Genomic DNA, 17429 nt, shown 5'->3' with positions numbered 1-17429 from the left:
GCTGCGCGGCTTCCACCTCGGAGATATCCGTAGCGGCCGGCCATTCGTGTCTCAACATGTGGGCGCCGCGGCGCGGCGTTATGAACAGATGAACTTCACTCCGGGCCGCGTCATCGCCGCGATCGCCATCCTGCTTGCAGGCGGCGGCTATTACTACTGGCAGCACCGCGATTCCAACACGCTGCCGGCAGGCTTTGCCCGCGGCAACGGCCGCATCGAAGCGGTCGAGATCGACATCGCCACCAAGACGCCTGGCCGGATTCGCGAAATCCTGGTCAACGAAGGTGATTTCGTGAACGCCGGCCAGGTTCTGGCGCGGATGGACACCGAGCAATTGCAGGCGCAGCGCCGCCAGGCCGAAGCGCAGCTCCAGCGCGCATCCATCAATGTCGAGACCGCGAAGAGCCTGGTGAACCAGCGCGAGGCCGAACGCAGGGCTGCGGAGGCCGTGGTCGACCAGCGCATCGCCCAGCTCGACACCACCAGCCGCAAGCTTGATCGCTCCGAGCAATTGATCAGGACGAATGCGGTGTCGCAGCAGGTGCTGGACGACGACCGCTCGGCCAACGCCACGGCTAAGGCAGCGCTTGCCGCCTCCCAGGCCCAGGTCGCAGCCTCCGAGGCCGCGATCAGCTCCGCCCGCGCCATGGTGATCGATGCCGGCGCCTCGGTCGACGCCGCCAAGGCCGCGATCGAAAGCATCAACGCCGACCTCAACGACAGTGTGCTGAAGGCGCCGCGCGAAGGCCGCGTCCAGTATCGCGTGTCGCAGCCGGGCGAGGTGCTCGCGGCCGGCGGCCGCGTCCTCAACATGGTCGATCTCGGCGACGTCTACATGACATTCTTCCTGCCGACCGCGGATGCCGGCCGCGTCGCGATCGGCTCCGAGGTCCGCCTCGTGCTCGACGCCATCCCGCAATACGTGATCCCGGCCAAGGCCACCTTCGTCGCCGACGTCGCGCAATTCACGCCCAAGACCGTCGAGACCGAGGAGGAACGCCAGAAGCTGATGTTCCGCATCAAGGCGCATATCGCGCCCGAGCTGCTGCGCCAGCACATCGAGCATGTGAAGACCGGCCTGCCCGGCATGGCCTATGTGCAGCTCGATGCGGCCGCGCAATGGCCCGACAATCTCAAGATCAAAGTGACCCGATGAGCGCGACTGCCGCAGCCGACGCACCGGCCGAGCCCGGCAGCGTGGTGCATCTCGAAGGCGTAGGCCTGAGCTACGGCAAGACCCGCGCGCTGGATGGCATTACCCTCGACCTGCCGTCCGGCTGCATGATCGGATTGATCGGACCCGACGGCGTCGGCAAATCCAGCCTGCTCGCGCTGATCGCCGGCGCACGCGAGATCCAAGAGGGACGCATCCATGTGCTTGGCGGCGACATGGCGAGCTCGCGCCATCGCCGTACGGTCTGCCCTGATATCGCCTATATGCCGCAGGGGCTGGGCAAGAATCTGTATCCAACGTTGTCGGTGTTCGAGAACATCGACTTCTTCGGCCGCTTGTTCGGACACGACAAGGCGGAACGAAGCAGACGGATCGCTGGCCTTTTGCGCGACACCGGGCTCACCCCCTTCGCCGACCGCCCGGCCGCAAAGCTCTCCGGCGGCATGAAGCAGAAGGTGGGCCTGTGCTGCGCCCTGATCCACGATCCCGAGTTGCTGATCCTGGACGAGCCGACCACCGGCGTCGATCCCTTGTCGCGGCGCCAGTTCTGGGAGCTGATCGCCTCGATCCGGAGCAGCCGGCCCGGCATGAGCGTGATCGTCTCGACCGCCTATATGGAGGAGGCCGCGCAGTTCGACTTCCTGATCGCGATGAACGCCGGCCGCGTGCTGGCGACGGGAACGCCTGCCGCGCTCAAGCGTCAGACCGGCGCCGACACGCTCGACGAGGCCTTCATCCGTCTCTTGCCGGAGGCCGATCGCGGCAATCACACCGGCGTCGTCATCCCGCCGCGCAGCGCGGACCATGACGAGATCGCGATCGAGGCGGACCACCTGACCCGGCGCTTCAATGACTTCGTCGCTGTCGACGATGTCAGCTTCCGCATCAGGAAGGGCGAGATCTTCGGCTTCCTCGGTTCGAACGGATGCGGCAAGACCACGACCATGAAGATGCTCACCGGCCTGTTGCCCGTGAGCGAGGGCAATGCGCGACTGTTCGGCAATGCGATCGATGCCGGCGATATGTCCGTGCGCCGCCGCATCGGCTACATGTCGCAGGGCTTCTCGCTCTATTCGGAGCTGACGGTCGCCCAGAATCTCGATCTGCATGCGCGGCTGTTCGGGCTGCCGGCGGAGACTATCGCCGCGCGCATCCGCGAGATGATCACCCGGTTCGATCTTGCGGAGGTGGCCGACGCCCTGCCCGACGCGCTGCCGCTCGGCCTGCGGCAGCGGCTGTCGCTGGCGGTCGCCATGATCCATGCGCCGGACATCCTCATTCTCGACGAGCCGACCTCCGGCGTCGATCCCGTCGCCCGCGACCGCTTCTGGCAGATTCTCGCCGAGCTCTCGCGCAAGGACAACGTCACCATCTTCGTCTCGACCCATTTCATGAACGAGGCCGAACGCTGCGACCGGATCTCGCTGATGCACGCGGGCAAGGTGCTGACGTCGGACACGCCTGCCGCGATCGTGGCCGCGCGCGGCACCGCCACGCTGGAGCAGGCCTTCATCGCCTGCCTCGAAGAGGCGATCGCTGACACGGCGGATGCAGCCGGCCCGCCTGCGGCCGCATCGCCCGCGCCGGCTGCGACCGCTACGCCGCCGCGCAAGCGCAGCAGCGCGACGTTCAATCCGATCCGCATGCTGGCCTATTCCCGGCGCGAGGCGCTCGAGCTGCGCCGCGACCCGATCCGCGCGACGCTCGCGATCCTCGGCAGTGTGCTGCTGCTGTTCGTGCTCGGCTACGGCATCAGCATGGACGTCGAGAACCTGACCTTCGCCGTGCTCGACCGCGACGACAGCGCCATCAGCCGCGACTACAGCCTGCAGATCGCGGGGTCGCGCTACTTCACCGAAAAGCCTCCGATCACGGATTACGCCGATCTCGACCGCCGCATGCGCGCCGGCGAGATTGGCCTCGCCATCGAGCTGCCGCCCGGCTTCGGCCGCGACGTCAGCCGCGGTCGCCATGTCGAGATCGGCGCCTGGGTCGACGGCGCTAACCCCACCCGCGCCGAAACGCTGCGCTCCTACGCCCAGGCGATCCACGCCACCTGGCTCGCGCAGAAGGGCCGCGAGCTTTATGGCGAGGCGGCGATCGCCGGCTCCTACAGGCTCGAGCTCCGCTACCGCTACAATCCCGACGTCAGAAGCGTCGTCGCCATGGCGCCCGGAATCATTCCGCTGCTCCTGATCATGATTCCGGCGGTGCTCGCCGCGCTCGCGGTGGTGCGCGAGAAGGAGCTCGGCTCGATCGTCAATTTCTACGTGACGCCGGTGACGCGGCTGGAATTCCTGCTCGGCACGCAACTGCCCTATGTCGTGCTTGCATTCGGCAACTTCCTGCTCCTGGTCGGCTTCGCGCTCGCCGTCTTCGGCGTGCCCTTCACCGGCAGCTTTCCGACCTATGCGCTCGCCGCCCTGCTCTATGTCACCGCCACGACCGGCATGGGGCTGGTGATCTCGGCCTTCATGAACAGCCAGATCGCGGCGCTGTTCGGCACGGTGCTGATCACGCTGATTCCGGCCATCCAGTATTCCGGGCTGATCGATCCGGTTTCATCGCTCCAGGGACTGGGCGCGCTGGTCGGGCGGCTCTATCCCACCACCTATTTCGTCACGATCTCGCGCGGCACCTTCTCCAAGGGCCTCGGTTTCGAGACTCTCCACAACGATCTCCTGGCGCTCGCCGTCATGATCCCGGTGCTGGTGGCAGCCGGCACAATGCTGCTGAAGAAACAGGCCCGCTGACCATGCGCATCGACAACGTGCTTCAGCTCGGCATCAAGGAATTGCGCGGCCTCGTGCGCGACCCGATGCTGCTCGTGCTCATCGTCTACTCCTTCACGCTGGCGGTCTATGCAGGTGCCAAGGCACTGCCGGAAACGTTGAACCGCGCCGCGATCGCCATCGTCGACGAAGACCATTCGCCGATATCGACCCGCATCGAGATGGCGTTCACGCCACCCTACTTTTCCGAGCCGCGCCTGATTTCGCAATACGAGATGGACCGGCGGATGGACGCGGGTCTCGACACCTTCGCACTCGACATACCGCCGGACTTCCAGCGCGACCTGCTGGCGCGGAGATCGCCCGCGATCCAGCTCAACGTCGATGCGACGCGGATCTCGCAGGCCTTCAACGGCGGCGGCTATGTCGAGCAGATCGTCAGCGCGGAGATCGCGGAATTTCTGGCGCACACGCGCAATGCACAGGCCGCACCGATCGAGCTGGCACTGCGGGCGCGGTTCAACCCGGAACTGAAGAAGTCCTGGTTCGGCGCCATCGACCACGTGATCACCTCGATCACCATGCTCTCGATCATCCTGACCGGCGCAGCGCTGATCCGCGAGCGCGAGCACGGCACGATCGAGCACCTGCTGGTGATGCCGGTCACGCCATTGGAAATCATGGTGAGCAAGATCTGGTCGATGGGAGCGGTGGTGCTGATCGCCTCCGCCTTGTCGATCATCTTCGTGGTCAAGGGGTGGCTGGCGGTTACCATCGATGGCTCGGTGGCGCTGTTCCTCGTCGGCGCGGCGCTTCAGCTCTTCGCCACCACCAGCATGGGCATCTTCCTCGCCACCGTCGCCGGGTCGATGCCGCAGTTCGGGCTGCTGCTGATCATGATCCTGCTGCCGCTGCAAACCCTGTCGGGCAGCATGACGCCGCGGGAGAGCATGCCGCAATTCGTCCAGGACATCATGCTGGCGGCGCCCAACACGCATTTCGTGATGCTCGCGCAGGCGATCCTGTTCCGCGGCGCGGGCCTGGAGGCCGTCTGGCCGCAGCTCGTCGCGCTCACGCTGATCGGCGTCGTCTTCTTCCTGATCGCGCAGCGCCGGTTTCGCGCGTTTCTGGCCTAGGCACGACGCGCGGCCCGAGCGTATTGCCCGGCCTCAAAGCTTGTGCCCCTTCTGCCGCAGCGCCTCGATCAGGCGCTGCTTCAGCTCGTCGGCCGCCTTCTGACCGACGTCCTGGCCGATCTGCATGCTCGCCTGCGCCAGCGCATCCGACTTCTCCAGGAATTTTCGTCCCACGGGCTGGGCGTAGAACGCCTCGATCTGGCGCAGCTCATCGACGGTGAAGCTGGCGGCGTAGAGAGCCGCGATCTGATCGATCATCGAGGCGACGAACGGAGCGTAGATCTCGGCGCCGGGCGCCGTCAGCGCATCATAGTCGCGCTCGATCTCCGGCCTGTCCTGGGCGACCACCGGCCTGAGCTTGAGCAGGAGCTGCGGCAGCAGCGCACGATACTGGTCCGCAATCTTCAGCGTGACGACGAGCTTGCGCGCCGCATTCATCGCCTCCGGCGGCGGCGCCTGCGCCGACGCGCCGCAGACCAGGAACAGGAGCGTGCCGGCGATCGTCAACAAACGTCTGGACATGAACCTCTCCGTGAGAAGGCGGGCTGGCGCCACGATGCTTTCAACGGCTCGCGGGCGCCCCGGCCGCGGCCGGAGCGCTTTCGGGCTCGGAATCCTCGACCTCCGTCACCTTCACGAACAGGCTGGGCACGCGTTCGGCACGATCGAGCAGCCAGGCGGCGCCGATCATGATGACGATGCCGACGACGGAGACGGCGAGCTGCTCCCAGACGCCCTTGGTGTATTGCGTCAGGATCCAGTGCGCGGAGAACGACAGGAACACCCCGAGGCAGAAGATCGGCAGCGAATGCTGGCCGCAGAGGATGACCGGGCGCAGCCAGGGTGTGTGCAGCGACCGCCATTTGCGCGAGATGAAATGGGTGACCCAGATCGCCAGCGCCAGGAAATGCGTGAAGCGCAGCATGTCGAGATCGGTCTTGTCGATCGGGTAGATCGCCTTGATCATCCATTTCGGGATCAGGGCCTCGAGCGCGGGAACGTGCCAGGTCATCACGATCAGGAGCGCGAAGGCGAGCCAGGCCGCCGCGAGCGTCATCGCCGCCTTCGACCACACCCATTTCGCGATCTTCCCGATCTGGCCGATGCCGCACCAGGCCGCGAACACGAACATCAGCTGCCAGCAGAACGGGTTGAAGTACCATTTCGTGCCGGGCGGATAGGAGGCGACGTTCCAGTCGAACCAGCGCGACAGCACATAGAGCACCACGGAGGCGGCGAGGGTCAGGTTCGGCCGCCGCACCAGGCACCAGACGATGAAGGGCGAGGCGAACACCAGCGCGATGTAGAGCGGCAGCACGTCGAGATTGACCGGCTTGTATTTCAGGACGATCGCCTGCCCGATCAGCTCGTCCGGATGCGACAGGAAGTTGAACACGTTGAACTCGTGCTCGTACATCGGATTGTCGAAGCGGCGCGCGGTGCGCGCGATCTGCGCCGTGAACAGTAGGAACAACATGATGTGGGCGACGTACATCTCGGCCGCGCGACGCCACAGCCGCTTGAGCGCGGCGAGAAACCAGCCGCCCGCGATGATCGGCCCGTAGATCCAGCCGACCAGGTAGCCGGAGATGAAGACGAAGAACTCGGCGGCGTCGCTGAAGCCGTAATTGCGCAGCGTCAGCCAGGCCACGACGTCGTGCGGGATGTGGTCGAGGAAGATCATCCACAGGCCGATGCCGCGGAAGAGGTCGAGCCGCAGGTCGCGCTCGACCGGCGCCAACAGTGCTGACTGGTCCCGTGTGATCATGGCCCCGCCTCTTCCGGTGGGCGTCGCGCCGTGGCGGCGCCGACAAAATGCAATGCTAAAAAACGCGAATCAAAAGATCACCTGGCCCTGCGGCTAGCTTCCCGCCAACGGTAGCCGACCCAGGTGCCCGCGCAAGGGACTTCGTCATCACGGGCGGCGGGGACCACCGCCGGGCCGCGCCGAACCGGCGGCCATCCCACTAAAACATCGAAAACAACCCCATGCACAGTAGAAGTGGCACGATAAGCCATTGTGATTACTACGAAATAAAACGATATGTCGGGCAAGAAGGTCACCCCGGCGGTACGATCGCACGGCAGGCGGATTGAGAGTCAGGGGTCAGGCGATCTCGTCGCCCCGGGCGAGCATCCCGGTCAGCATCGCCTCGGCCTTCTGCTTCAGCGGCAGCGCGCCGCTGTCGGAGGCGATCGCGATCGCCGCGCGCAGGGCGGCAAGGATCGCGGCCTTGTTCTCCTCGCTGGAGGGCGGCGTCACCACGGCTTCGCCGAACAGGGCTTCGGCCTCGAGGCCGGCAAACCCCTGCTGCCGCGCGGTGTTGCGCGCCTCGCGCAGCATGTTCTGCGCGGCCTGGACGTCGCCGAGCCGGCAGGTTGCCAGCGCCAGGTAGATCGAGCTGCGCAGCACCGCCGAGGTATAGCCGACCGCCTTCGCCTCCTCCCGCGCCTCGCCGAGCATGCCGCGCGCCCGGTCGAACAGACCCTGCTCGAGATAGGCGATGCCGAGGTGGCAGGCGAGCACCGGCACGAACAGCCGAATGCCATGCTTCTGCGCGAGGACGAAACCCTCTTCGAGGATGGCGGCGGCCGCCGCCGGATCGTTGCGGCCGAGCTTCAGCCACCCGCCGCTATAGGCCGCCGCGACGCGGTCATAGGGACGGCCGGTCTCCTCCGCAATCGCCGCGGCCTGCTGCTGGAGCTGTTCGGCGGCATCGAGCTCGCCCATCACGGTGTGGGTGAAGCTCTTCATCATGCAGCAGAGGAGGAGCGTGTATTTTGGGGGCGTACCGAAGGGCGCGCTTGCCTCCGGTCCCATGAGATTAGCGCGGCCTCGCGCCAACGTCTGCTCCGCTTCGCGATATCGACCGGCGAGAAAATAGGCCTGTCCCAGATTGTATTGTGCAAGGTTGCGCCAACCCGGGTTGCCTGACTTCTCGGCGAGGCCAACGACCTCCCGGCCGAGCGCAACCGCTTCAGTTGGCGTTCCGTAGAAATTCTGTCCACCCGCCATGACGGTCATGGCGGCGACCTTTCTTCCGATGTCGTCAATTCCACTGGCCCGGCGTTCGGCCTCTTTTCCGAGATCGATCCACTCGGCAACCTGACCGGACCAGATGAATGCCATTCGCGCCTCCATCCGGAGGTCAATTGCATCTGCCTCCCGCGAAGGAGTCATCGGTGTTTTGTCGAGCGAACTCATCGCGATCCCGAAATAGTCGACCGCATCGGCATATGCCGAGCGCACAAGACATTTCCGCGCGGCCCCCCTCCCGTACCCGAACGCTTTCAGCCAATCCTTCGCGCGCATTGCGTGGTAGCAAAGCGTGTCAGGACCGTCGCTCCATGTCTCGTCGCTTTCGAAGGCCGCAAGAATTCGCGCATGTATATTTTCGCGCACCTTTTCGACCATCGACTCGTAGGTCACTTGGCGGACCATCTCGTGCTGGAACTCGATCGAGTCCTCAAGTTCACTATCGATCCTGACGAGGAGCTCGGCTCGGTCGAGCGCTCCAAGGCAATCCTGGAAAACGTCTTCGGGCAGCGCCGCGACGTTCCGCAGCATCATCACGCTTGAGCGCGGCCCCAGCGCCGCCGCTATTTGGAGAACCGAGCGCTCCTGCCTTGAAATGCGATCGAGCCGCGCCGCAATCACGCCCTGAATGCTGGTGGGGATGCCGAGCTCATCAATGGGTCGAACGAGCGCAAGGTCACCCCACTGACCGCGAAGCGTGCCACTATCTTTCAGTCCGCGGCAGACTTCCTCGAGAAACAGGGGAACGTTGGCCGTATGAGAGATGATACGGTTCTTCAAATCGGTGTTCGTCGCCGACGGTCCGAGCATATCGGCCAACATGGCCAATCCCGAATCGTCATCCAGGGGGCGCATTGCAATCACTTCCGCGTGGCAGCGCGCGATCCACTCAGGCATGCCGTTCGGCCTGCTCGTGAGAAAAACCATCAGGTTGGGGCTCTGCAACGACGCGATTGCAGCAACAACCGCATCGCTGGCTCGGTCGATCCAGTGCAGGTCCTCGATGAGAAGAACGGTGCGCTGCTGGAAGGCCAAGCCTTGAACGATGGCGCAACTTGCATCGGAAATGGCACGCGCGCGCGCGTAAGGCTCCAACTCGCTCCAGCGAGGATCCTCGACCGGAATATCCAATATGGAATCGATCGCGAGTTGATGGATTGCCTGCAACTCCTGTCGGATGTCGACCAGACCATCCGAATCTCTGGCGGTAACTTCGGAGATCGAAAGTATAATGCGCTTGAGCGCGCTGAACGGCACGCCCTGAAGGTTCGGGCTGCACTCGGCGTCGATCAACCGCCAGCCATCGGCCTTGAGCTCCTGGGCGAACTCATGTGCGAGCCGCGATTTTCCGATGCCTGCATCGCCGATCAGAAGGACCGTCTGCCGGCTTGCACTGGACCTCTCCGCGGCACGTCCCAACAGGGCCCGCTCGGTCGTTCGATCGACAAACCGCGAAACGCTCCGCGCACGTCGCACCCGCCAGCTTGAAAGGTCGCTCGCTCCGACGACACGGTAGACCGGCAGCGGCTCGTTGAAGCCGCGCAGCACCTTGAGGCCCAGGGATTCGAATCGGACATGTCCATCCGCGAGTTTCTGGCAGGCTTCCGACACGTAGATCTGATTGGCCTCGGCCGCTGCCTCCAGCCGCGCGGCAAGATGCTGAGCGGCGCCTCCGATCTCGTAGACCTTGGAAAACTCGCTGGCGACCATATAGGCGACGACGTGCCCCGAATGGAGGCCGACCCGAACCTGAAGTCCGGGATCGCCAAGACGGCCAACGCGCCGGACAAGCTCGATGGCCGCATGGCAGGCCAGCGGCGCATGGTTGTCGTCGGCGATCGGGGCACCAAAGACAGCCGCCAAGCCGTCCCCCAACTCCTTGCTGACGATGCCGCCAAACTGGCGTACCGCGCCCCTCATGGCCGCCAGCGCAGGCTCCAGGCGCGAGACGGCCTCCTCCGGCTCCAGTTCGGCAACAAGCCCTGTGGAGTCGATGACGTCGGCTCGGAGAATTGTCACAAACCGCCGCTCGCTGTCGGGATCAGCACGCCGACGTACCGCCGCCCCACACTTGGAGCACCAGCTATCGTCGGGATCAATCGCCGACTGACACGCGAAGCAATGCATTCCTGCGCCTTCAAGGATCGCGGCGTCGCTGTCGTCCAGCGCCCGCGAGCAACTCGTGGTAAGAATACCTATCAAGAACCGCTTAGCAATCGGACTTGCCCATCGCCGTTTAGCGGGGCACGGTGCGGTTGGCGATCTGGACGAAACACAGTCCTGAGTGGTAGCGTACGCAAATCCCAGCAAAGATGGGGCATATATCGGCGAGGCCGGGTTGGCAAAACGAACCGGCGTCGTGGAGCTGTATGTATTTTCGCAAAGCCAAGGACATATTGAGGGAAAAGACGATGGGGTCGAGAACTTACACCGGGGCTTCATTCAAAGATTTGATGAACGACAATTATTTCCCTCTGGAAAACATGCAGAGGAGCGTGGACATCCTCAAGGCGTCGCCGGACATCCATCTGCCGACCCTGGAGTACGGCCAGTACCACCTGATCCTGACGCCGGCGGACAAATGGCCGGACGGGAGTGCGGCGTACTGGCACAAGGAGAAGGGCCGGGCTCGCGTCGACCTCACCACGCAGCTGAATACGGTCCCGCTGTCCAAGGACGAGCCCGGCGTGATCCCGCTGACGCGATGCGCGCTGCTCGATGCCTGCGTGCGGAAATGCTTCAATTCCGAGCCGCCGATCCCGATGAAGACGAATATCATCACCCACGCGGCGAGCGACGCCTATGCCGACCGGCACGAAATCCGGCTGGAGTGGGAGTACGACAATGGTGAGGACCAGGCGCCGACGTTGCTCCACCTGACGATGGTCTGTCCGTACCGACCCTGATTCCGAGCGGGAGCAGCGCGGAGGCTTCCGCACCAATCGAAGGTGGTCCGTCGTCGCCACAGCATACGTTGCGCGACGGACCAATCATGCCCCGCCCGCTCGGCCCGAAGGCCGCGGCGCACTGTCTCGCTGCCGCCCCGTCATGGGCCTGTCGCACGAAAATGATCCGCTCCAGCTGTGCGCGTGCGAGTCGCCTGCTTGAGGCAACCGTCGCGTCCGTTGACAGGAGCGGCCGATGCCGGTGGAACTGCTGGAGGTCGAAGGCACGATCGAGGTCAGCCAGTTCTGGCCGGAGGGGAGGTCTGACGCCGACACCACCAAGGTCGTGGTGAACGTCGCGCCCGATGCGATCCGCTTCCGCAAGAACGACACCTCGCCGTTCCAGCCGACCCATGTCTTCGACAACGCCAAGGTCAAGGGCCGGACCAACACGGCGCCGATCAAGAACGGCAAGCTGACCGTGCGCCTTCAGGGCATCGACGCGCCGGAGCTGCACTATCAGCCGTCGCCGCTGTCGCCGGCCGAGAAGAAGGGCCTGGCGGATGCCAAGCGGCAGGCCTATCACGAGGTCACTCATCCTTACCGGCAATTCCTCGGCGCGACGTCGAGCAAGGCGCTGCATGATTTCCTCAGCCGTGCCGGCGAGGCGACGCTGGCCTGCCGGGTGTTCACCCATGTCGATGCGCCGAACGAGGTGTTCGACACCTATGGACGGCTGGTCGGCGACATCGAGGTGGCGGTCACGAACAAGACGGTCGACATCAACCACTGGCTGGTCGAGCAGGGCTTTGCCTATCCGACGTTCTACTCCTCGATGAACGACGACGAGATCAAGGCCTTCCTCGTGCTCGCCAAGGCCGCGCGGACGAAGAAACTGCCGGTCTGGAAACATCTCGCCAAAACCGTTCCGGCCTTCGACTTCGACCTGCGCGAGCCGAAAAAGAACGAGACCGACGTGCTCGCGACCGACAAGGGCCCGGTGATCCTGCCAAAGCTCTACCGCCGCTATACCAACTGGTCGGCGCGCAAGAAGGCCAAGGTGACCAGCCAGAACTTCCAGAAATTCCTGGGTGAAGGATCAGGCGGCAAGCCGGACACCTGCTACGAGATCGACGACTTCCTGACCAACGGCGTTCACTCGGCGACGCCGCGGAATTTCGCCGAGTTCGTCGAGGGCGGGAAGGTGATCAAGTTTCAGCCGGAAGGGCTGGTGTTCGGCGAGGCGCCGTCGAGCCTGGTCGGGGCGGACGGGAAGGCGATTGCGGGGTTTTGAGGTTCGCACCGTCTCTAAAAAAGCGGCAGAAGCCGGCTCGATAACCGCGATCCCAAGCCGCCGATTATCGAGCCCGCACGAGCCCGATCGTCAAATTGATGCGCTCGATAGCATACAGCCTCTACCGCCCTATCCAAATACCCTTTCACAACTCGAATAAGTTGTGGCTTGCCCTTGATCTACCTGGCCTATACGCTCGTTCTCAGACATATTTTTCTATTACACAACCAATTTTAGCCTCCGAGTGCTTGGTCAGACTTCGACCGAGCCCCACGCCGGGCGCAAAACTCTATTGCATAGCTGGAAATTGAGATGCCGATATCGTTAAGCGAAGCAAGAGCCCAGTTGCTCAACGGCTCGCCTCTTTCCTGGACTAAGTTTGATAACCACAAGGCGGGTTCAATCTCGCTCAATACGCCCGGCGCAAGGCGGCTTTTCAAGTTTCTCGTCGAGCAAAGCCCTTCAAAGGTCGCTGAGGCGAACGAAACACTCTTCCCGGGTCTTATCGCAGCATGGGAAGCCACGAATGATCCCGCCTCATCGACTGCAGCCACAACGGATGTCGTCGCTGGTGGCGTTTGGAGGCTAGCTCGCATCGAAGCCAAGAATTTCGCGGGCTTAACGACTTGGGATGGTCCATCTTTCGACATGACCATCGGCGGCGAAAACTGGTGCCTGGAAGGGCAAAACGGATGTGGAAAGACGTCTCTAAGCAACGCCATCCTATGGGCGATGACAGGAAAGCGCGTTCGTGAGCAGGATGGACTTATCGATGAATTGGGAGAACGATCACCAGTCAACAGTCCCGGAGGAAAAGAGGTCGGCTCTTGGCCGTCTGTCGTTTCTTACCCCAAAACTGTCGCAGAACTCGCGAAAGAGGCCGTTGCTTGGGTACGGCTTACTTTTGAGAACGAACACGAACAGAATGCGGTCGCGGAACGCAAACTCACGTCGCCTAAAGACGGCGCTGCCTCAATTGACGTATCAGTAGACGCGAGGCTGACGACGATCCCCCAATTGCTTGAAACCGGGCTCTTAATGCCCGCGCGAATCCCTCGCATAGGTTTTGGCGACAAAAGTCAGTCGCTGTATGAGGGCGTAAAGCTTCTAACGGGCCTCGATCAGCTCGGAGACATCGCAGAGGGCGCAGCAAAACTGGGAAACAAAGCCCAGCGCTTCTACAAATATGCCAAGGATCAAGGTATTGAAGCGATCGTAGGTTCGTTCACAACGAACATAGGCAAGGCGGAGATCCACGCCGGAGCCTTGGCGATCGACCTTTCCAAACTCCGAACACTCGGAGAGAAGGACCATCACAAATCGCTTGTTGACGCTGCAACATCGGCTGCGGCCCAAGCCGCCGAACACATTGCAACGCTTAAGAGCGAGATCGCAGACATCTTGGACACACGCGTTGCTGCAGTTCGAACCCGCGTAAAACAAGCGGTAGAGAACGCTCGCGCCATAACGAAGTTGGGCATTAATGGCATCGTACAGTTCGAGGCCTGGGCGGCTCTGAAAGCCGCTCTCAGCGATGAGAATTTTAAGTCCATTCCCAAGGCTATAGAGGAATCAAAAAAGCAACTCGCAGAAGCGATGCATTGGCACGAGCGCCAGAAGAAGGACGCCAAGTTGAGGCTCAAGGCGTTAGCAGCCCAATATTTCGTTGAGCCTGAAGGCGACACTCTCGCGATATGTCCGCTCTGCGAAGGACAGCTTACAAATGAACAGCAAAGGAGCCTTGCCGCCGAGCTCGCGGAACTGCGGGCGCATGCGTCCGCGGCGGAACGTAAGATCGACGACGCCTGCGGTGCCATCGATCGGGAATTGAGGGCACTATTGACTCCAGAGATCCGAAAGCACTTTGACCTTCTTCGCACGATGGCACCGAAAGAAGCGTACTCGGAAGCTACGCGCTCCCGTTTCGCGGCGAATCACGCCTTCAGCGACGTTCTCACTGGTATCGCCCAACTCACGAACGAGATTGTCGATGAACAGGCGACTACCCTCCCAGATTTTACGGGCCCAGCCGTGGGGACTTTATCGCCAGATGCTCCTCAGTCCGCGATCGACCTTTGTCAGTCCATGCATTCTTTTCAGGTCGTCTCCGACCTCGCGCTATGGTGGGAAAGCAATGAAAGTTCTTTTCTTGAAGCATGGTCGCAGCTCATCGGCAAAACCACGGGAAAGGATGAGCCGCCGTCCACGCGGTCGATCGCCGGCCAACTACACACGCTTCAGCAAGCGATCGAGAAAGCTGAACCTCTAGATCAGCTTGCCGTCAATCTACTCGCCGCGGCAGAAGCCGTTGAAAAATGGGAGGGAGTACAGAAACATCAGCGCGTTCGCGAAGCGATCATTGAGGCGCTAGAACCTCTCAAAGAATTAAAGCACCTGGTCGGAGCTGAAACAGCAAGATCGATAACGACACTTTCCGGTCGCATTCGCTCGGTCCTCGACAAGATTCGACTGAAAGAGCGTTTCTTATTTCAGGATGCATCGCTCGAACGCAAGTCAATCAAGGTGGAGGGTAGCTTCGAACCTGGCCTTCAAATCGATGCGTTATTGGTCGCGAACACATCTTGGCTGCGTGCAATCCTGTGGGCATTTGTATTTGCACTGCGCGAAGAGACAATCGAAGCGGCAGGATCCAACCCCGTGCCACTTGTCCTTATGGACGACCCCCAAGTTACTTTCGATCCCCGCAACAAGCGAAAGTGGGCGCAAGAAATCACCCGTCTTGCTAACGCAGATCCGACAGACCCACTCGGAATGCAACTGATCATTACGACGCATGAACGCCAGTTCTTTCAATTTCTCGTCGACGAGCATCTGTTGAGCGGGCAACAAGGTCTAGTTGCTCCTCTCAACAAGGCGTCGCCCGTTGTGACGATAGTCAACGGCACCAACGTCGATCGGCTGTACGAAGAAGCCGAAGCCGAAAATGACGACGCCGTAGCTAGGCAATTCATTGCCGCTGTAAGAGTCTACAGCGAAGATTTGCTGAAGTGCATGATGCGGGCGGAAAGCCCGGAGATTGCGGATATGAGTCTCGATTCATTGCGAAACGAGCTGAAGCGCTTGCGCGAAGCGCACGTCCCTCCTTTTAACCGCAACACCTTTAAAGAGCTCGTTGGCATGCTTATGGGGGGCGGCGGCAAAGAAATGAACATAATTAATGACCCTCACCACAAAGATAACGAAACAATGGGGGTGGCGCAGGCAGCCGACATAAAGAAGTTTTGGGACAGCCAACTTCGCCCCAAGCTACATCAAGCGTTCCATGTTTGTGCGCAGTTCGAAGCGTTTTCCGGCGAGCCACGAATGTTCGCATGGACGGACAATGTTGTGACGTTCCCGATTGGTCATAAGGACGCGCTGAAGTCACTTACGCTCATGAAGACCGGAGTTGCCGCCGCGGCGAAGACGGATGGGAAAGCGGGAGACGGAATTATCACCCTCAAGGAATGGAACTCCGCGCAACCAATAAAGCTCGTTAATCACGAAATCTACCAACTAGCTGCCGGCACGCTCGATCCGGTCGTAGGAATTGGTGACTTCCTAGTCGTTTCGAACTTTGCCCCTGTGACCAAACACAGCCTGGTCGTCGCGACCTTTGGTGAACAAGTACTGGCCCGCCGACATAGCGAGACAGATCTTCACCCGACTATGACCATCTTGACAGGACAAACGCTTGAACCCCACCAACTCCCTCAGCCGGTGATCGCGCCGAAGGAAAAAGTACAGCAGAAAAAAATCGTGGGAACATTGTTCGTCTCCCACATTGCGTCCCCACCACCTCATATCGTCAACCAAGAGGTAGTTGCGGTAAACGACTTTTCTTTGGCCGAGAAGGCTTTAGCGAATGCGCGCTTGTTCGAGGTACAGGGTCGAAGTGCCGAGCCTATAGCGTTGGACGGACAATTTCTCGTCACTCATCCTACGAAATTTAATTCTGACACGTTAAAGCGGCTCGAAGGGCGACTTGTCGTGGCAGTGGACGAGACGGGCGAAAGGTATTTCAAACGTTTGCGCGTCCGCAATAAGCTGGTCGTGTTGGAAAGCCTCAACCCCGACGGTACCACGCCAGCCCAGTTGCTTAGTTTGGATGGGTCGCAAGGTCTGTCTGTGCTAAACGATTTGCTGGAAGTGGTTGGCGTTCTCTTTGAGCTCCCGGGCCAAGGCTCAAAGGCATCCTAAAGCCGCCCGCGGATTAGTGTTCAGCGAGGCGCCTTCGACGCTGGTCGGGGGCCGGACGGGAGGCGATTAGGAAGTTTTGGGGAGCGCTGCCCCCCAAACAAAAATGGCCCGCGTCGCGCGGGCCATTTTCTCATCCAAAGCTGCGAAGTCCGAACTTGGCCTTCAGCGACGTCGGACCACCAGAGCACCTGCTCGTTAGCGAAGGCCGCCGGTGACGTGAAGTGTCTCGCCGGTGACGTAGGACGCGTCGTCCGATGCGAAGAAGGCCACCGCGGCAGCGATCTCCTCGACCTTGCCGATGCGGCCAAGCGGGGTGGTGGATTCGATCCAGTTGCGCATGTCGCCCTCGTGCAGGCCGGCCGACACGACGCCTTCGGTGGCGATCATGCCTGGATTGACAGCGTTGACGCGAATCTTGCGCGGCGCGAGCTCCTTCGACAGCACGGAGGAGATCGCATCCACCGAGGCTTTGGTCGCAGTGTAGACGGCGGTGTTCGCCGGCGCGATGGTCGATACCCCGGAGCTGATGTTGATGATGCTTCCGCCATTGGCGTTGAAGTGCTTCGCCGCTTCACCCGAGACCAGCAGCAGGCCAAGCACGTTGAGGTCGAAATGCTTGTGGAAATGCTCGGGCGTGATGGCCTCGAGCGAGGCGAACTCGTAGACGCCCGCGTTGTTGACGAGGATGTCGATCGCACCGAACGCCTTCACGGTCTCCGCGACGACGCTCTTCACGTCCTTGGCGTCGGCCAAGTTGCCATGGACCGCGACGGCTTTGCCCCCCTTGGCGATGATGGCGGCGACCACGCGGTCGGCGGCCTGCTTGCTGGAGCTGTAATTGACGGCAACCGCCGCACCCTCAGCCGCAAGCCGGGCGGAGATTTCGGCGCCAATGCCTTTGGATGCGCCGGTCACGAGCGCAACTTTGCCTTCGAGTCTATTGGTCATCGCATGTCTTCCGTTGTTCGGCG

Annotated in this window: 10 protein-coding genes; 6 read left to right on the top strand and 4 right to left on the bottom strand. The window is 62.0% G+C overall.

The window, feature by feature from the left end:
• The first annotated feature begins 88 nt into the window (after nucleotides 1-88).
• The 3 genes from ACVWW6_RS11160 to ACVWW6_RS11150 are packed head-to-tail and all read left to right on the top strand — an operon-like array spanning nucleotide 89 to nucleotide 5042.
• Nucleotides 89-1156, top strand: coding sequence for an HlyD family secretion protein (locus tag ACVWW6_RS11160; protein ID WP_456680732.1), 1068 nt, complete (start codon nucleotides 89-91; stop codon nucleotides 1154-1156).
• On the top strand, nucleotides 1153-3927 hold the full coding sequence (gene rbbA, locus ACVWW6_RS11155; RefSeq protein WP_456680731.1) for a ribosome-associated ATPase/putative transporter RbbA: 2775 nt from the start codon (nucleotides 1153-1155) through the stop codon (nucleotides 3925-3927). Before ACVWW6_RS11160 ends, rbbA begins: the two co-directional genes overlap by 4 nt.
• Before the next feature lie 2 nt (nucleotides 3928-3929).
• Nucleotides 3930-5042 carry an ABC transporter permease gene (locus tag ACVWW6_RS11150; RefSeq protein ID WP_011090598.1) on the top strand — a complete coding sequence of 371 codons (1113 nt, stop codon included), beginning with the start codon at nucleotides 3930-3932 and terminating at the stop codon, nucleotides 5040-5042.
• A 33-nt stretch (nucleotides 5043-5075) separates the two neighbouring features.
• Here ACVWW6_RS11150 and ACVWW6_RS11145 read toward each other — a convergent pair whose 3' ends face one another.
• The 3 genes from ACVWW6_RS11145 to ACVWW6_RS11135 all read right to left on the bottom strand — a co-directional run bounded on the left by ACVWW6_RS11145 (nucleotide 5076) and on the right by ACVWW6_RS11135 (nucleotide 10206).
• Nucleotides 5076-5564 carry a DUF2059 domain-containing protein gene (locus ACVWW6_RS11145; protein ID WP_028173764.1) on the bottom strand — a complete coding sequence of 163 codons (489 nt, stop codon included), beginning with the start codon at nucleotides 5562-5564 and terminating at the stop codon, nucleotides 5076-5078.
• A 40-nt stretch (nucleotides 5565-5604) separates the two neighbouring features.
• Nucleotides 5605-6810 (bottom strand): OpgC domain-containing protein, encoded by a 1206-nt coding sequence (locus ACVWW6_RS11140; protein WP_161536864.1) that lies wholly within the window; start codon nucleotides 6808-6810, stop codon nucleotides 5605-5607.
• Between the two features lie 339 nt (nucleotides 6811-7149).
• Complete coding sequence (locus ACVWW6_RS11135; RefSeq protein ID WP_456683149.1) at nucleotides 7150-10206, bottom strand: ATP-binding protein; 3057 nt, start codon at nucleotides 10204-10206, stop codon at nucleotides 7150-7152.
• Between the two features lie 284 nt (nucleotides 10207-10490).
• Between ACVWW6_RS11135 and ACVWW6_RS11130 the strand changes: the two genes are divergently transcribed.
• The 3 genes from ACVWW6_RS11130 (at nucleotide 10491) to ACVWW6_RS11120 (ending at nucleotide 16458) form a co-directional block, all read left to right on the top strand.
• Nucleotides 10491-10985 (top strand): hypothetical protein, encoded by a 495-nt coding sequence (locus tag ACVWW6_RS11130; protein WP_028173761.1) that lies wholly within the window; start codon nucleotides 10491-10493, stop codon nucleotides 10983-10985.
• A 235-nt stretch (nucleotides 10986-11220) separates the two neighbouring features.
• Complete coding sequence (locus ACVWW6_RS11125) at nucleotides 11221-12258, top strand: thermonuclease family protein (protein WP_456680730.1); 1038 nt, start codon at nucleotides 11221-11223, stop codon at nucleotides 12256-12258.
• Between the two features lie 312 nt (nucleotides 12259-12570).
• Entirely contained in the window at nucleotides 12571-16458 is a 3888-nt protein-coding gene (locus ACVWW6_RS11120) for an AAA family ATPase (protein ID WP_456680729.1), read from the top strand.
• 195 nt (nucleotides 16459-16653) lie between these two features.
• Here the strand turns inward: ACVWW6_RS11120 and ACVWW6_RS11115 are convergent, their stop codons facing one another.
• Nucleotides 16654-17406 carry an SDR family NAD(P)-dependent oxidoreductase gene (locus tag ACVWW6_RS11115; RefSeq protein WP_456680728.1) on the bottom strand — a complete coding sequence of 251 codons (753 nt, stop codon included), beginning with the start codon at nucleotides 17404-17406 and terminating at the stop codon, nucleotides 16654-16656.
• Nucleotides 17407-17429 lie beyond the last annotated feature (23 nt).

This window comes from Bradyrhizobium sp. USDA 3311 (genome assembly GCF_054062495.1).
This window is presented reverse-complemented; position numbering and strand designations above follow the sequence as displayed.